This is a genomic window from Streptomyces sp. RLA131 (assembly GCF_056270125.1).
In genome coordinates, this window is the sequence record NZ_JBWDOQ010000002.1 from 3,768,684 (window position 1) to 3,784,727 (window position 16,044).

Genomic DNA, 16,044 nt, shown 5'->3' on the forward strand with positions numbered 1-16,044 from the left:
GCGCGCCTGTCCCCGATCGCCGCACGGCTGGATATTCGGCCTGCCCGTGCGGCGATCGGGGACGAGGGGCCCGAGGGGCCCTGCCTCACAGCTGTGCGGCGACGAGCTCCGCGATCTGGACGGCGTTGAGCGCCGCGCCCTTGCGCAGGTTGTCGTTGGACAGGAAGAGCGCCAGACCGTTCTCCACGGTCTCGTCGACGCGGATCCGGCCCACGTAACTGGCGTCCTTGCCGGCCGCCTGGAGCGGGTTCGGGATCTCCGACAGCTCGACGCCGGGGGCCTGCGCCAGCAGCTCGTAGGCCCGCTCGACGCTGATCGGGCGCTCGAAGCGCACGTTGACCTGGAGGGAGTGGCCCGAGAAGACGGGCACGCGCACGCAGGTGCCGGAGACCTTGAGGCCGGGGATCTCCAGAATCTTGCGCGACTCGTTGCGGAGCTTCTGCTCCTCGTCGGTCTCGAAGGAGCCGTCGTCCACGATCGAGCCGGCCAGCGGCAGCACATTGAAGGCGATGGGGCGCTTGTAGACGGCGGGCTCGGGGAATTCGACGGCCTCGCCGTCGAAGGTCAGCTCGGCGGCGCGGTCGGCGACCTTGCGCACCTGCCCGTCCAGTTCGGCGACGCCTGCCAGCCCCGAGCCGGAGACGGCCTGGTAGGTCGTGGCGACCAGGGCGGTCAGCCCGGCCTCGTCGTGCAGCGGGCGCAGCACGGGCATGGCGGCCATGGTCGTGCAGTTCGGGTTGGCGATGATGCCCTTGGGGCGGTCGGCGATCGCGTGCGGGTTGACCTCGGAGACCACCAGCGGCACCTCGGGGTCGCGCCGCCAGGCCGAGGAGTTGTCGATGACGACGGCACCCTGCCCGGCGACCTTCTCGGCGAGCGCCTTCGATGTCGCGCCGCCGGCCGAGAACAGCACGATGTCCAGGCCGCTGTAGTCGGCGGTCGCCGCGTCCTCGATCACCACGTCGCGGACCTCGCCGCCGAAGTTCCACGGCAGCGTCCGTCCGGCCGAGCGGGCCGACGCGAACAGCCGCAGCTGCTCCACCGGGAAGTCGCGCTCGGCCAGCACCTTGCGCATGACCCCGCCGACCTGGCCGGTGGCTCCGACGATTCCGATCCTCATCGCGTCTGTCCCGTCTCTCCGGTGTTTCCGGTTGTCGCATTCGCGTACGCCGCGGGCGTACTGTCCCGGTCCCGAGTATCCCCCGACCCGGCGAGTACCCGGAGAGCCGTCTCACGCGCTGAGCGGCCGGCCGGCAGCAGCGGCAGCCGTACCGCCGGGGTCGGGATCCGGCCCCGGGCGTGCAGCACCGCCTTGATCACGGCCGGGCTGGGCTCCGCGAAGAGGGTGGCGGCCAGCGCCGACAGTTCGTGGCCGAGCCGTGGGTCGTAGGCCCTGAAGAGCTCCACCCAGCGCCGCGTGCCGAGGTGGGCCGACGCCAGGATCGCGCCGGGGGCGCCCAGCGCGAGCAGCGCCGGGGCGAAGAGGTCGTCGCCCGCGTACAGCGGGACCTCGCGCACCAGCGCCACGGTGTCGGCGTCGATGCCGCCCACCGCGTGCTTGAAGCCGATGATCCCGGGGACGGCGGCGAGCCTGCGGATGGTGGCCGCGCTCAGGGTCAGCCCGGTGCGATACGGGATATTGTAGACAATCAATGGTACGGCGGACTCCGCAGCCACCCGCTCGAAGTGCGCGATCACCCCGTCCTGCGACGGCCGGGTGAACGGCGGCACCGGCACCAGCGCGGCATCCGCCTCCAGCCCGGCCAGCTCCCGCCCGGTCGCGGCCGTGTCGTTCGACCCCGCGCCCACCGTGAACCACGCCCCGAAACCCCGGCAGACCCGCCCCACCACCGCCCTGACCCGGTCCTTCTCCCCCGCGTCCAGCGTCGCCGCCTCCGCCGTCGTCCCCAGCGCGACCAGCCCCGCCGCCCCCTCGGACAACACCTCGTGCGCCAGTCGCTCCAGCGCCTCCGCGTCGATCCGGCCGTCCTCGCCGAACGGCGTGATCAGCGGTACGTGAATCCCGTGCATGCTCCGCAAGCCCATGCCCCCGACCCTGCGGCATCCCCACCCTCAAGGTCTATTTAATTGTCCTGCACCGAACCGGTAAGCACCGCTACCCTGACGCCCCATGACCGACGCTTCGGCCCTCACCCCGGCCCTCACCCCGCCCCACCCGCCGGCCCCCGCGCCGACCCACGCCCCGGCCCACGCCCCGGCCCCGTACGAGATCTCCACCGACCCCGGCCGCCTCGACCGCGACCTCATCCACCACTGGCTCTCCACCGACGCCTACTGGGCCCTCGGCCGCGCCCGCCCCACCACCGAGGCCGCCATCTCCGCCTCCCTCAACTTCGGCGCCTACGACTCCCGCTCCGGCGCCCAGCTCGGCTACGCCCGCGTCGTCACCGACCACGCCACCTTCGCCTGGCTCTGCGACGTCTACGTCTCCCCCGCCGCCCGCGGCCGGGGCCTGGGCACCGCCCTCGCCACCGCCGCCCGCGACCACCTCCGGTCATGCGGCGTGCGCCGCATCCTGCTGGCCACGCACGACGCGCACGGCGTCTACGCCAAGGTCGGCTTCGAGCCGCTGGCGGAGCCGGAGCGGTGGATGGCGCTGGTGCTGCCGTCAGCCGGTGGGCCACAGCCATCGGCCGGCTGAGCCGGCCCTCCCCCGGCCACCCCTGGGCGCCACCCAGTCGGCCAACCGCCCGCGGATGCCCTCGGCGTCCGGAACCCGCAGCCGCAAGGGCCTGCGGGCGGCTTCCAGGGCGCTCCGGACCTGCCGGACCGCCGCCCGTTCCGCCGCCTCTCCGGAATCCGCCTCGTACCGCAGCGCGGCCCGGATGATGTCGGGGTAGATCGACTGCGCGTACTCGTAGTCGAGGTACCAGCGCAGATCGGACTTCACGTCCCGGACCGCCTCGCCGGACACATCACTCATCGCGGTCATCCACTGGGCGACGACGGAGCGCCGGGCGTGCCTGCCGGGATATCTCATCCGCACCAGGTGCGTGGCGAGTTCGTGGAGGGGATCGCCCACCATGGCCAGCTCCCAGTCGAGGAGAAACAGGGTTCCTCCCGGCCGCATGACCAGATTGTCCCGGTGCATATCGGTGTGCAGCAGGAAGAAGGGCCGCTTGCCGAGTCTCGGTATCCGCTGACCGAACTCCTTCATCGCGTCGGGCGGCACACCGAACTCCTGGAAGAGCGTGCCGAACTCGTCGCGGTTGCGGGCATGGACCTCGTCCTCGGTGAGGTCCACCAACCGCCGTAAGAAACCTGTGGAGTCCCCGTCGGAGGGCCATCCGACTGGCCGGTCCGGCAGCGAGCCGATGTCCACCCGCGCCATCCGGCGGAAGAACGTCATGAGTTGCCGCATGCAGTGCCGGCTCGGCATGACCCACGACGGCCGCCTCAACGCGGACACGGCCCGGCCCGGTACGTAGGTGTGCACGGCATAGCCCCTCCACTCCCCCAGGTGCCTGGGCGTGTTGGGCACGCACCGGTGGACCGCGGCGAGGATGTCCGCCTCCCTGGGCCACACGCGGCAGACCACCGAGGGAACGCCGGGAATGGTGCGCCGCAGCTTCACCAGCGCGTCCTGGGCGATCCCCCAGCGGCGCGCCAGTTCGGCGTCGACGACCCTGCCGAGGTGATGCTCATGGTGGTGTCCGCACATGCGGGGCGCACCCCTGACCGGCACGATGCCGTCCCCCGGCGACCGCCGGGGCACCGGCGCCCACGGCTCCAGGCACCCTTCCGAGAGCCCAGGTTGGCGAGTCACAACTCTCCCTCAACAGTCGACAGAGCACCCAGAGGACACGTGGCTGACGAGAGGCACAGGAAAGGCGGCTCGTTACCGGCCTGTCAGTCCAAACCGGATGGCTCATTCCCCGGCGGGCAGTCCGCCAAGCGGCCGCCGGCGGAGTTCACGAATCGAACGCGTCATGGAGCTGGTCCATCGAACCGGCGAGCACGAGCGCCCCGGCGTCACGGAGAATCCTCGCCTTTCGCCTGTTGCGCGCGTATCCGATGAATCCCACCGGCTCGTCGCGGATCTCCTTGATGGCGGCGGCGGCCCGCACATCGGCGCCGGAGTCCCCGATCATCACGCACTGCCCGGGCCAGGCACCCAGCGCGTCCAGAGCCCGCAGGAGGCAGTCGGGGTCGGGCTTCATCAGGCCCGGATCGGGCTGCCGGCCGTAGACGTGTCCGCCGAACATCGACGTCAGCCCGTGCAGACGCAGGTAGTGGTTGATGGCCGAACTCGAGTTGTTGCTGACGACGGCCAGCATCATGCCCCGCTCGTGCAGGGTACGGATCAGCCCGGCCGCCCCGGAAGTCGGCTCGGCCGAATCCGCGGCCCGCAGCTCACCGGCGGACAGGACGCTCTCCGCCAGTCCGACCGCCTTGTCCGCGAGCGGACGGTCGGCCGCCAGCACGCCGGGCAGCCGCCAGAGGATGCCATGGGGATCCCTCGACCGGGCCAGCCTCCTCGGCAGCGCCACACCCTCGGCCTTGCAGGCACGCTTGACCTGCCGGGCGATCCGGGGGGCCGAATAACCGGCGAACAGCCGGCAGATCGGCCCGTCGAAATCGAACAGGACACACTTGGCCTGTTCGAGGGACACCAGGGCGCCGCTCGGCTCGCTCGACTCGTTCCGCTCGCGCTGCTCGCGCTGCTCGCGGTGCTCAGGCGAACGCAGGGACAGCAGGTCCACTGGACACGCCTTCCATACTCGTCGACACGGGCCTCCCGGACCTCCCAGTCTTCCACCACGGCCTTGTGGCGGAACTGACCGAACTGCGGTAGGTCAGGACCACCTCGTCGTACGTGGGCAGCCGGTCGAAGGCGAGTTCCTTCGACGCCTCACGCATCAGACGCACGACGGCGCGGGCGTCCTGCTCCAGCGAGGCTTCGCCCCGCTCCAGCCGCTCCGCCCCGCGGATGACATCCGTGATCAGCGACTGGACCCGCTTGTAGCCCTCGTAGACCGGGAGATCGGAGTCGGCGCCCCTGGCGAATTCACGGTTGACGCCGGACACGGCACGCTTCCAGCGTCTGATCACCTCGGGCCGCTGGGCGTCGGGGTAGTCCATGAGCCACAGATGCGTGGCCAGCTCGTACAGCGGGTCGGCGAACCGCGCCAGCTCCCAGTCCAGCAGGACAAGCCCTCTGCCGCCGGGCTTCACCACGATGTTGGCCCGGTGCAGATCCCCGTGGACGAAGGCGAGCGGCCGGTCGTGCAGTTCGGGCAGCCGCCGGACATAGTCGTGAAGAAGTTCCGGGACAATGCCGAACCGCTGGAAAAGGGGACGATAGCGCAAGAATCGTTCGCCTTCGTACACTTCACGAAGAGTGAAGTCCGCCTGGCTCCGGAGGAACTCGGTCGCCGACGAAGGCACGACCCCGCACGGGTCGGGGAGTTCGTCCCGGCGGACCGACACGATCAGCGCGAAGAGGCGTTCCACGCCGTCCAGTTGACGCCGGTACAGACGTTCACCGCCGGGGCGCCGGTCACCGAGAACACACCCCTCGGCGAACTCGTGCACCGACCTCGAACGGGTGTCGAACAGCAACTGGGCGATATGTCCTTGCATGCGGGGCAAACACCCCAGGGCCTTCAGCAGACGTTCTTCCGACGTCCAGTCCTGCCGGTCGAACCTGATGGCGCCCTCAATGGGGACGCGAATCTTTACGGTCTCGGCCTGATCCAAGCGCAGGATTTTCCTGATGAGCCGGCCTTTTGCCACAGTCTTCCGGTTGACGTTGTGGTTACCCGACAGCATCGGGGCGCTGCCATTGGGCCGCCCGGCGTAAAGCATCCACCCCGTCATCAGGGCTTTCGCTACCAGGGCCGTCACAACGCGGATCATGGTTCCTCGGAATGATCAAGGGGCAATGCAAGGCAGACTACAGCCGGGCACCGGCCGCCGCCCGCCTTGTCTCAAAAGCCAGACTCAACTCCGGAAGCGACTCGATCAGATGCTCGACGTCCAGCGCTTCGAGGCCGGTTCGGTTCTCGCTCGATTTACCGGCGATTCCCACGAACAGCACACCGGCGCGGGCGGCAGCCATCGCGTCGGCCGGTGAGTCCCCGAGCATGAGCACCCGATCGCCCGCTACGTCCAATTTGCGCATCGCGCGGAACAGACAGTCCGGATCGGGCTTCATCAGGGCGGGTCTCTTCCGTCCGTAGACAAATCCCTGAAAAGATTCCGCGAGCCCGTTCCTGTCCAAAAAGATATGGACGGCCTGCGGGGCATTATTGGTCGCTATCGCCACCCCGCACCCACCCTTTGCCAGTTCTTTAAGTAATGGGCCGAGATCATCCGTGGGATTCGCAAGCCGCGCGGCTTCGCTCTCCTCACGCGTGGCCAACCTCACCAGACTCTTCGCGACAGCCGGATCGCGGCGCGCGAAATAACCGAAGCCGTCCTGCAGAACATGGGCAGGGCTGTCCAGAAAACGCAGCTCACCCGGCGGAAGTCCGTGCTTCACAAGGAAACGGACCATCCGGTCGGCCACCTCCGGAGCCCTCCTTTTCGCGAACAGGTCGCAGATGGGACCGTCGAAGTCGAACAGGACGCATTCGACGGATCCCAGGAAGCCGGCCAGGCGATCAGGGTCAGAGGCGATGGAAGTCACCCCGCCAGTGTCGACCCGCGGACAAGATCTCTTGAACACTGCCTCCTGAGCCCCTCTATTCGGCCAGGCGCTCCCACAAGGAGTCGAACCAGCGCTGGGCCTCGTCGACGAATACCGAGTCGCGGGACTTCGGATCCTCGTCCCTGACATGCCGGAAGAGCGTTGCCCCCATCCCCAGCACATCGAATATTTCGGTCATTTCACCATCAAGCTCCACCGGGCGTTCCACCACCCGGTACAGCCCGAAGAGCGCCTCCCGGCCATTGAGCAGGTAGAGCTTCATGCTGGGCGTGAAATTCACGGTTCTGATCTCGACCGACACCGCCGGCACCAGACCGAGGAGCTGCAACTCGGTCAGGGCGTAGCGGAGCGACTCGATGGACCGCCTGCTGATCTTCCGCAGCCGCTCCAGCGGGCGCTGGTCGTCCGGATCGTCCTTGGCGCGGGGCAGCGCGAGCTGGATGTCGAGACTGGGCAGCAGGAGCCGCATAGCGATGCTCTGTGGCCGGATCTCACCGCTGTGGATACGAAGCGCCTGGGTGCGCACATGCGCGTCCATCGACTCCGCCGTCAGGGTGAACAGATCCAGCGTCACGTCCGGACTTTCGAACGCCGCTTGGATGTACGGCCCGAGAACGACCATCGGCGAGTGGCCGGTGGTCACCGCCGGCGAGCGGCCGTTCTCCCGGGGCAGCACGGTCGCGCCGCTGCCCTGCCGGGATTCGATCAGCCCCTCGTCCTGCAGCTCCGCGAGCGCCTTCTGGACGGTGGCCCGCGAGACGCCGAACCGCTTGACCAGGTCCTGCTGGGTGGGGATCCGCTGTCCGACCCCGTACTTGCCCTCGATGATGTCCATCCTCAGCACATCCGCGATGTGCTGGAACTTCATCTCACCGGTGGCTGCACGGTCAGGGCTCACTTGACCACCATACAACTACGCGACTGCTGTGCGTAATTGACTTACCAAAACAAGCGGCTTTCGAGCCGGACGACGCTGACCAGCCCGGACGACCCGACGCCTGGAGCGGGCGCTGCACAGGGATGCTGGCCGACGCATACAAAATCGGCCGGTTCAGGACAACAAGTTGGACCGGTCGTCTGGTCGGTGTGAGACCAATCAAGCGAGGGGACAAGACAAGTAGGTCAACCAGTCTTATTTGAGGGCCAGTTGATCGGTCCGTCTGAGCTCCGGCTCAGAGAAGGAGGGATCCACATGCCCGTTCTGACTCTGTGCACCTTCGCCTTCGAGCAGATCGTCCAGTACCGCTACGGGGCCGCCGGTGCCATCGCCTTCGGGGTGTTCACCGTGGGCCACAAGGCCCGGAACACCACGGTCACCTGCGTCGGGCTCGTGGTGATCGCCCTGCTGCTGGCCGCCCGGTAGGACCGTACCGCCCCGGCCGTCAGCACCCGGAAAGAGGTGGGCTCATGCTGTGGAACGAACTCGCGCTCGCACTCCTGGGCCGGCTGCTGGAGCAGGCGTACGGGCCGCTCATGGCGGTCGGACTGTTCGTCCTGGCGGTGGGCTGGAAGGGACGGTCCCCCAAGGTGTTCTGTGCCGGGGGCCTGCTGGTGCTGATAGCGATCCGGTCGGTTTGGTGGGTGACCTGAGGAACCGCACCATACAACTTGGCCGCTGCCGGACAGGGTTGACTGCACGCGCCGCTCGCCCCTCAGAAGATGTCGGGGCACCACGGTCGGCGTGGAGTGCGGAATCGCAGGTCGAGGCGGGCGGCGGCGCCCGGAGTGTGTTCGGTGAGGTGGCCGAGGGCGGAGAACCGGACCGCTGACGCGTCGCCGAGGTAGAGGGCGCCCAGGGTGCCGACGGGCAGGGTCAGGTCGGGGGCGGCGTCCGTGGCGACGCAGGTGGCGGTGGAGTCGGCCCGGACGTCGAGGGCGAAGCGGCCGGTCGCATGGCCGGCGGGGTCCTCGACGTCGAGGACGAGGGTGCCCGGGGCGGCGTAGGTGCGGGCGGTGAGGGCGGCGGGGGTGTCGAGGACGCGGAGCCACATGAAGTCGGTGGAGTGGTCGACGCGGGCGGAGCGGGGGTCGCCGAGGAGGTCGGGCAGGAGATCGTCCGGGGCGCGGAAGCCGGTGCTGACCCGGGTGACCCAGTCCACGGACAGGACGTGGTGCCACAGCGCGCGTTCGGCCTCGGGGGTGGTGGCGACGAGGTTGCTGACGGTCAGCGGGCAGTCGGGGTACATGCCGTGCCACTTGTCGTCGACCCTGTAGGTGGCGAGGCCCTGGGGGCGGCCGGTGGAGTCCCGGTAGACGACATGGAACCGATCCTTCCAGTCGGCGGAGGGTATCCGGACGGTGCCGGTCTCCAACTCCCACCACAGGTCGGTGCGGTTGATGGCGCCGGGGGTGCGGCGGCGGAAGCGGTCGTGGAGCTCGGGACCGAGGACGAGCACCTCGGCGGGGTCGGCGAAGTCGACGCGGGCGCCGGCGGGGAGAGTGCGGGGGCCGAGCCCGGCACGGGGGACGTCGATCCGCCACTCGGTGATGGTGGTGGCGGGGCCGAAGCCGAAGCGGCCGTAGATGGGGTGCTCGGCGGCGATCAGGATCGCGAGGGCCTCGCCGCGCCCGCGGGCGGCGGTGAGCTCGGCGGCCATCATGCGGCTCGCGAGGCCGCGGCGGCGGTGGGTGGCGCTCACCGAGACGTTGGTGACGGCGCTGGCGGCGACCAGCGCCCCGCCGGGGACGGTCAGCTCGCGGGGCATGCTGCGGAAGGTGGCCACGCAGCGGCCGGCGTCGTACGCGCCCAGGGTCCGGGCCGGGTCGATGCCGCGGCCTCGGACATCGGCCTCCTCGTCGGTGACGGGGTCGGCATGCAGAAAGCCGAAGTTGGCGGCCGTGAGCCATTGCGGCAGGTCGGAGGCGGTCAGGGTGCGCACGTCGGGGCTCATCCCCGCACGCTATGCGGCCGCGCGGCGCGGCGCCTCCCGTTTTCGGCAGGCTCCCGGGCTCGGGGCCTCACGGGCTCCCGGGCTCGCCGGCTCACGGGCTCATGGGCTCCCGGGCGGCCCGGTCAGTCCCCGGCCAGCAGGTCGTCGATGCTGGCCTCACCGGCCCGGTAGCGACGGGCGATCTCCCGGCTGCAGCCGTCGACCGTACGTTGCAGGGTCTGGCGGCGACGGGAGACCTGCTGTTCGTGGCGGACCAGCCGGCCCATGGCGTCGTGGAGTTCGTCGTCGGTGCGGGCCGTCAGGTCGGAGAGCGCGACCTCGTCGAGGATGTCCTCGGCGACCCGGCGGTAGCGCTCGCTGACCGGGATGCCGAGGGTGACATGGCGGGCGGAGGAGCGGTGCCGGGACGGGGTGTCGGTGAGGATCTCCGGGAGGCGGTCGAGCACCGGCGAGTCCGGCCGCGTACGGCGGTTCGTCTCGGCGCGCAGGATGTCGATGCGGCCCTGGAGGAGCCGGCGCAGATAGGACAGGTCGGCCTCCTCCTGCTGGGCGTCGCGGCGCAGCGTGCGCAGCCCGTCCAGGCCCAGGGCGGTCAGGTCCGGTCCGGGCCCGGTGTCCGCGAACGGGCTGCGGGGGTTGGGTGCCTTGAGCATGGGCTCGCCGCCTGTCTGGTTCGTACGGTTGGTCATGCCTGTCGTCCCCTCGTGCCCTCTTCCCCGCCTTACGGCGGATTTCGATCGTGCCACCTCGGTGTGGTGGGGCGCAGCGACTCTGCACCCGAACGGCCGCTGCGTACTGGTGCGCGGGGTTCGGGCCGCGCGCCCCCTGGGACGGGCAGAATGGCCCCATGCGTGCGGTGGCCCAGCGGGTGAGCGAAGCGAGTGTGGTGGTCGACGGCGCGACGGTCGGGGAGATCGTCGGGCCGGGGCTGTGTGTGCTGGTGGGGGTGACACACGGGGACACCCCGGAGAAGGCGGCGCTGCTGGCCCGCAAGCTGTGGAGCCTGCGGATCCTGCCGGGCGAGAAGTCCTGCTCGGACGTGGCGGGGCCGCTTCTCGTCATCAGCCAGTTCACGCTTTACGGTGACGTTCGCAAGGGGCGGCGGCCCACCTGGCACGCGGCGGCGCCGGGGGATGTGGCCGAGCCGCTGGTCGACGAGGTCGTCGCGCAGCTGCGGGCGCTGGGCGCGCAGGTGGAGACGGGGCGGTTCGGGGCCGAGATGAAGGTGTCGCTGACGAACGACGGGCCGTTCACGGTGATCGTCGATCTCTAGCCGCCCGCCGGTGCGCGTCTCGTCCTCGATCGCGGGGCCGATCCCGGCGGGTCCGGCGATCGAGGACGGAACGGGCGGAGCCTACGGCTCGACGATCACTTCCTGTGCGGCCGGCGTGCCGTCGGCCAGCAGCGTCGCGTCGGCCGGGACGTTGCGCTTGACGACGGCGAGGGCGATCGGGCCCAGCTCCCAGTGACGGGCCGACGAGGTGATCGTGCCGATGGGGCGGTCGTCCTCGGTGAGGCGGAGCGGGGTGCCGTGGCCGGGGAGGGTGACATTGCTGCCGTCGAGGTGCAGGAAGACCAGGCGGCGCGGGGGCCGGCCCAGGTTGTGGACCCGGGCGACGGTCTCCTGGCCGCGGTAGCAGCCCTTTTCGAGGTGGACGGCGGTGGTGAGCCAGCCCAGCTCGTGGGGGATGGTGCGGTGGTCGGTCTCCAGGCCCAGGCGCGGGCGGTGCGCCTCGATGCGCAGCGCCTCCAGGGCCAGGGTGCCGATGGGGTTGCCGACGGTCTTGGCGTACGCCTCCAGCTCGTCGCGCGGGACGAAGACGTCACGGCCGTACGAGGCCTCGCGTACCGTCCAGCCCTCCGGTACCGGGGCGATGCTGCCCGCCGGGAGGTGGACCAGGGCGTAGCGGTCGGTCGCGTCGGCGATCTCCACCCGGTAGAAGAACTTCATGCTCTCCAGGTAGGCGACGAGCGCGCCGGCCGTGCCCGGCTCGACATGGATCCAGGTGGTGACGCCGTCGTCGACGAGGTACAGCGCGTGCTCGATATGGCCGTGGGCGGAGAGGATCAGGGCCTCGGTCGCCTGGTGCGGCGGCAGCTCGCTGACGTGCTGGGTGAGCAGCAGATGGAGCCACGAGAGGCGGTCCTCGCCGACGACGGTGACGACGCCCCGGTGGGAGAGGTCGACGAAGCCCGTGCCGTCCGCGAGGGCGCGCTGCTCACGGAACAGGTCCCCGTAATGGGCGGCGACGCCTTCGTCGGGGCCCTCCGCGGGGACGGCGCCGGGGAGCGACAGCAAAGGGCTGGTCGTTGATTGTCGCTTCATGGGCTCAAGACTACGGGCCGGTAGTTGAATTCCCGGCCTTGGCCGAGCAGTCGGCACAGCGACCGAAGATCGCGAAGTGCTTCATGTCGGTCTCGAAGCCGAAGCCGGACCGCAACTGGTCGGTGAGCGCGCCGGCGAACGACACGTCGGCCTCGATGACCGTGCCGCAGTCCCGGCAGACCAGGTGCAGGTGGTGGTGCCGGTCCGCGAGGTGGTACGTGGGCGCGCCGTGGCCCAGGTGGGCGTGGCTGACCAGGCCCAGTTCCTCCAGCAGCTCCAGGGTGCGGTAGACGGTGGAGATGTTGACCCCGGAGGCGGTCTTGCGGACCTCGGTGAGGATCTCGTCCGGGGAGGCGTGTTCGAGGGTGTCGACGGCCTCCAGGACAAGCTGGCGCTGCGGTGTCAGCCGGTACCCGCGCTGCCTGAGGTCGCTCTTCCAGTCCGTGGTCGCCACCGCTCCAGTGTATTCAGCCGCGCCCCGGAAGGAGGTACTCCGTCGCGGCGTCCCGCAGCCACTGGGTGAGGTAGCCGGTGAAGGAGGAGCGGACCAGGATCCGGAAGCCGTCCTCCCGGGCCACCAGGACGACCTGGGCGCGGGCCAGCATGGTCTGGGCGCAGCGGCCGGGGCCGAAGACGCGTGGGTGCAGGTCCAGGGCGCAGCCGTGGGCCAGCAGGTCGCGGGCCCGGGGGCCGGTGAGGCGCAGGACGGTGCGGGCCGCGGAGACGTCGGTGACGGCCTCGGCCCCGGCGCCGGTGATCCGCTCCTCCAGGCCGGCCGCGCTGCCGGGCGGGCCGGTGAGCAGCCACTCGTCGGGGCCGAGCCAGAGGGCGGTGAGGTCGCCGTGGGTGGTGGCGGTGTTGGCCTCCCGGGGGAGGTCCAGGCCGACGGCGAGGCCCACGGCGTCGGCGGCCGGGCTCTTGGGGTCCAGCCGGATGTTCAGCTGGGCGACGTGGGGCAGCTCCACGAGGCGGAGGGCGGCGGAGTCGATGTGGACGGCGCCGGAGGCGTGGGTGGTGCCTGGGGCGTGGGTGGCGTCAGCCATCGCGGCGGGCTCCCTCGGGGTCGTAGAGGACGGGGCCGGCGACGGTCACCGGGACCAGCCGGTCGCCGACGGGGGCGTACAGGCGCTCGCCGACGCGGTCCCGGCCGCCCTTGATCAGGGCGAGGGCGAAGGTCCGGCCGAGGGCCGCGCTGCGGTAGCTGGAGGTGACATGGCCGAGCATCGGGACGGGGGGTGCCGGGAGCACCTCGGAGGCGACCAGCTGGGTGCCCTCGGGGAGCAGGTCGGCCGGGTCGTCGGGGAGCAGCCCGACGAGGTGCTTGCGGTCGGGGCGGACGGCGTCGGCGCGGGCGTACGAGCGCTTGCCGACGAAGTCGGGCTTCTTCTTCGACACGACCCAGCCCATGCCGAGGTCCTGGGGGGTGACCGTGCCGTCGGTGTCCTGGCCGATGATCGGGTAGCCCTTCTCGGCCCGCAGGACGTGCATGGTCTCGGTGCCGTACGGGGTGGCTCCGGCCGCGTGGACGGCCTCCCAGACGGTCAGTGCCTGCCACGGCGAGATGTTGATCTCGTACGCCAGCTCGCCGGAGAAGCTGATCCGGCAGACGCGGGCGGCGACACCGGCCACGGTCGTGTCGCGCCAGGCCATGAAGGGGAAGTCGGCGTTGCCGGTGGCGAGGTCCGGGGCGAGCCCGGCCAGCACCTCGCGGGAGCGGGGGCCGACGAGGGCGACGGTGGCCCACTGCTCGGTGACGGAGGTGCAGTGGACGCGCAGGCCGGGCCATTCGGTCTGGAGCCACTCCTCCATCCAGTCCAGGACGGCGGCGGCGTTGCCGGTGGTGGTGGTGACGAGGAAGCGGTCCTCGGCGAGGCGGATGACGGTGCCGTCGTCGAAGATCATTCCGTCGAGGCGGGCCATGGCGCCGTAGCGGATCATGCCGGTCCGCAGGGTGCTGATCAGGTTGGTGTAGATCCGGTCGAGGAAGACCCCGGCGTCCGGTCCCCGGACGTCGATCTTGCCGAGGGTGGAGGCGTCCATGAAGGCCACGTCCTCGCGGGCGGCCCGGCACTCGCGCAGCACGGCGGTCTCCATGTCCTCGCCGCCGCGCGGGTAGTACCAGGGGCGCTTCCACTGGCCGACGTTCTCGAAGAGCGCGCCGTGGGCGGCGTGCCAGGGGTGGAGCGCGGTCGTGCGGATCGGGTCGAGGAGGGCGCCGCGGTGGCGGCCGGCCAGGGTCGCGAAGGAGACGGGGGTGTACGGGGGCCGGAAGGTGGTGGTGCCGAGGGCGGACACGTCGACGCCGAGGAGGTGGGCGACGGTGCCGGAGGCCAGCACGCCGGAGGTCTTGCCCTGGTCGTTGGCGGTACCCGCGGTCGTGTAGCGCTTGGTGTGCTCGACCGAACGCATCCCGGCGGCGGTGGCACGGCCGAGGTCGGCGACGGTGACGTCACGCTGGAGGTCGACGAAGGCGGTCCGGCCGGCGCCGGTGCCGGGGACGACGAAGACCGTCTCCGGGGCGGCCTGCGGTTCGGCCTCGGCGGGCGGCAGTTGGGGCTGCTCCGGTACGAAGCCCTCGGCCTCCAGCGCGCGGGCGGCGGCGGCCGCGCCCTCGGCGGCGGAGCGCACGAACTCCACGGCCTGGCGTGCGGAGTCCGGTACGGGGACGAAGGTGCCCTCCGTCTCGTCGTACCGGAGCTTGCCGCCCGCCTGGCTGAACAGGTGGCCGACGGGGTTCCAGCCGCCCGAGACCAGGAGGAGGTCGGCGTCGAAGCGGCGGTCGCCGACGAGGACGGCGGTGAGACGGCCGTCGGCCGCGGCGCCCTCCGTACCGGTCACGTACTCGCCCCGGCGGGTGTCGACGACGGCTGCCACCTCCACGCCCGCCGCGGCCAGGTCGCGGGCGGCGGCGTGGGCGCTGTCGTTGGTCGTGAAGACCACCGCCCGGCGGCCGGGGGCGACCCCGTAGCGGTTGACGTAGGTACGGGCGGACCCGGCCAGCATCACGCCGGGGCGGTCGTTGCCGGGGAAGGCGAGGGAGCGTTCGTGGGCGCCGGTGGCCAGGATGACGCGGCGGGCGCGGATGCGGTGGACGCGCTCGCGGGAGACCTCCGGCCGGGCGGCGGCGCCGAGGTGGTTGGTGCGGCGCTCGACGGCGAGGAGGTGGTTGTCGTCGTAGTAGCCGAAGACGGTGGTGCGGCGCAGGACGCGTACGTCGGGGGCCGAGGCGAGGAGTGCCTCGACGTCCGCTGCCCACTCCAGGTGCCGGCCGGTACCCAGCAGGCTGCCGCCGGGCTCGGGCTGGTCGTCGGCGAGGATGACGCGGGCGCCGCTGCGGGCGGCGGCGGCCGCCGCGGCCAGCCCGGCCGGGCCGGCGCCGACGATCAGCAGGTCGCAGTGGGCGTGCACGGCGTCGTAGCGGGCCGGGTCGGGGGTGGTGGCGAGGCGGCCCTGACCGGGCAGGCCGGTCGCTACGAGACCGTCGTACAGCTCGACGGTCGTGGCGGGCAGCATCGGCTCGGGGAAGGGCTCCTCGATCTGGATGAGGGCGTTGGGTTCCTCGACGCCGGCGGAGAAGATGCCGCGGGGGCGGCCGAGCTTGATGCTGGTGCCGGTGCGGATGACGCCGTTGGCGAGGAGGGCGGAGGCGAGGGTGTCGCCCCTGAGGCCTTCGTACCGCGTGCCGTCGAAGGTGAACGTCAGGGGTTCGTGCCGGGACACCCGGCCGCCCTCGGTGAGCCGGAACGGCTGGCCGGCGTTCCCCACCCCGCCCCTTCCCGGAACCGGGGCCGCCGCCGCGGATCCCGCCGCTTCCGTTGCCGGCCGGCCGCCGGTGGGTGGGTTGTGGCCGTCCGTTCCGCCATGCGGAACGGCTGTCTGCCCGCAACTCGGGTCGACGAACGTGTTGGTGGATGTGTCGCGGACCGCGTCGAACCAGCGGCGGCAGCCGGCCGCGTGCGTCCAGCGTTCCGCGAAGGGGCCCTTGGGGTTGTCGCGGAAGAACAGGTAGCGGGCCCATTCGTCGTCCGTGAGGGCGGCCGGGTCCTCGGGGTAGGCGATGTGTGCCTGGCCCCCGTAGTGGAACTCGGACTCGTCGCGGGGTCCGCACCAGGGGCATGGGATGAGCAGCATGTCGTGAGATCACCTCGCGCAGT

General features: G+C 71.1%; 17 protein-coding genes. 4 read left to right on the top strand and 13 right to left on the bottom strand.

What is annotated here, in order from left to right:
• Positions 1-85 precede the first annotated feature (85 nt).
• Together RWE79_RS18010 and RWE79_RS18015 are read right to left on the bottom strand one after the other, a co-directional pair.
• The gene (locus tag RWE79_RS18010) at positions 86-1,120 is read right to left on the bottom strand and encodes an aspartate-semialdehyde dehydrogenase (RefSeq protein WP_475941099.1); all 1,035 of its coding nucleotides are present in this window, start codon (positions 1,118-1,120) and stop codon (positions 86-88) included.
• A complete protein-coding gene (locus RWE79_RS18015; protein ID WP_475941100.1) occupies positions 1,117-2,046 on the bottom strand; it encodes a dihydrodipicolinate synthase family protein in 930 nt (309 codons plus the stop codon). The genes RWE79_RS18010 and RWE79_RS18015 overlap by 4 nt, the downstream gene beginning before the upstream one ends.
• An 85-nt stretch (positions 2,047-2,131) precedes the next feature.
• On the opposite strand from RWE79_RS18015, the gene RWE79_RS18020 reads away from it, so the two are divergent.
• Complete coding sequence (locus tag RWE79_RS18020) at positions 2,132-2,662, top strand: GNAT family N-acetyltransferase (RefSeq protein WP_475941101.1); 531 nt, start codon at positions 2,132-2,134, stop codon at positions 2,660-2,662.
• Here RWE79_RS18020 and RWE79_RS18025 read toward each other — a convergent pair.
• The 5 genes from RWE79_RS18025 to RWE79_RS18045 form a co-directional block, all read right to left on the bottom strand.
• A complete protein-coding gene (locus tag RWE79_RS18025) occupies positions 2,630-3,682 on the bottom strand; it encodes an aminoglycoside phosphotransferase family protein (RefSeq protein WP_475941102.1) in 1,053 nt (350 codons plus the stop codon). The two genes, RWE79_RS18020 and RWE79_RS18025, sit on opposite strands and share 33 nt — an antisense overlap.
• 250 nt (positions 3,683-3,932) lie before the next feature.
• A complete protein-coding gene (locus tag RWE79_RS18030; RefSeq protein WP_475941103.1) occupies positions 3,933-4,724 on the bottom strand; it encodes an HAD family hydrolase in 792 nt (263 codons plus the stop codon).
• Positions 4,696-5,880, bottom strand: coding sequence for a phosphotransferase (locus RWE79_RS18035; RefSeq protein WP_475941104.1), 1,185 nt, complete (start codon positions 5,878-5,880; stop codon positions 4,696-4,698). The genes RWE79_RS18030 and RWE79_RS18035 overlap by 29 nt, the downstream gene beginning before the upstream one ends.
• A gap of 37 nt (positions 5,881-5,917) precedes the next feature.
• Positions 5,918-6,652, bottom strand: coding sequence for an HAD family hydrolase (locus RWE79_RS18040; protein WP_475941105.1), 735 nt, complete (start codon positions 6,650-6,652; stop codon positions 5,918-5,920).
• Between the two features lie 55 nt (positions 6,653-6,707).
• A complete protein-coding gene (locus RWE79_RS18045; RefSeq protein WP_475941106.1) occupies positions 6,708-7,571 on the bottom strand; it encodes a GntR family transcriptional regulator in 864 nt (287 codons plus the stop codon).
• Between the two features lie 294 nt (positions 7,572-7,865).
• Here RWE79_RS18045 and RWE79_RS18050 point away from each other — a divergent pair, with 294 nt between their 5' ends.
• The gene (locus RWE79_RS18050) at positions 7,866-8,036 is read left to right on the top strand and encodes a hypothetical protein (RefSeq protein ID WP_475941107.1); all 171 of its coding nucleotides are present in this window, start codon (positions 7,866-7,868) and stop codon (positions 8,034-8,036) included.
• Positions 8,037-8,080: 44 nt separating this feature from the next.
• The gene (locus RWE79_RS18055) at positions 8,081-8,263 is read left to right on the top strand and encodes a hypothetical protein (protein WP_475941108.1); all 183 of its coding nucleotides are present in this window, start codon (positions 8,081-8,083) and stop codon (positions 8,261-8,263) included.
• A gap of 62 nt (positions 8,264-8,325) precedes the next feature.
• Here RWE79_RS18055 and RWE79_RS18060 read toward each other — a convergent pair whose 3' ends face one another.
• Complete coding sequence (locus RWE79_RS18060) at positions 8,326-9,564, bottom strand: GNAT family N-acetyltransferase (RefSeq protein ID WP_475941109.1); 1,239 nt, start codon at positions 9,562-9,564, stop codon at positions 8,326-8,328.
• 122 nt (positions 9,565-9,686) lie between these two features.
• Positions 9,687-10,253 carry an RsiG family protein gene (locus RWE79_RS18065; protein ID WP_475941110.1) on the bottom strand — a complete coding sequence of 189 codons (567 nt, stop codon included), beginning with the start codon at positions 10,251-10,253 and terminating at the stop codon, positions 9,687-9,689.
• A gap of 158 nt (positions 10,254-10,411) precedes the next feature.
• Here RWE79_RS18065 and dtd point away from each other — a divergent pair, with 158 nt between their 5' ends.
• Positions 10,412-10,837: a D-aminoacyl-tRNA deacylase gene (gene dtd, locus RWE79_RS18070; RefSeq protein ID WP_475941111.1), complete on the top strand. Its 426-nt coding sequence runs from the start codon at positions 10,412-10,414 to the stop codon at positions 10,835-10,837.
• An 81-nt stretch (positions 10,838-10,918) separates the two neighbouring features.
• On the opposite strand, the gene ygfZ is transcribed toward dtd, so the two are convergent.
• The 4 genes from ygfZ to RWE79_RS18090 are packed head-to-tail and all read right to left on the bottom strand — an operon-like array spanning position 10,919 to position 16,021.
• Positions 10,919-11,890 (bottom strand): CAF17-like 4Fe-4S cluster assembly/insertion protein YgfZ, encoded by a 972-nt coding sequence (gene ygfZ / locus RWE79_RS18075; RefSeq protein WP_475941112.1) that lies wholly within the window; start codon positions 11,888-11,890, stop codon positions 10,919-10,921.
• A 10-nt stretch (positions 11,891-11,900) separates the two neighbouring features.
• Positions 11,901-12,344 carry a Fur family transcriptional regulator gene (locus RWE79_RS18080; protein ID WP_475941113.1) on the bottom strand — a complete coding sequence of 148 codons (444 nt, stop codon included), beginning with the start codon at positions 12,342-12,344 and terminating at the stop codon, positions 11,901-11,903.
• Between the two features lie 13 nt (positions 12,345-12,357).
• Complete coding sequence (locus RWE79_RS18085) at positions 12,358-12,933, bottom strand: sarcosine oxidase subunit gamma (protein WP_475941114.1); 576 nt, start codon at positions 12,931-12,933, stop codon at positions 12,358-12,360.
• On the bottom strand, positions 12,926-16,021 hold the full coding sequence (locus RWE79_RS18090; protein ID WP_475941115.1) for a sarcosine oxidase subunit delta: 3,096 nt from the start codon (positions 16,019-16,021) through the stop codon (positions 12,926-12,928). Before RWE79_RS18090 ends, RWE79_RS18085 begins: the two co-directional genes overlap by 8 nt.
• Positions 16,022-16,044: the final 23 nt, after the last annotated feature.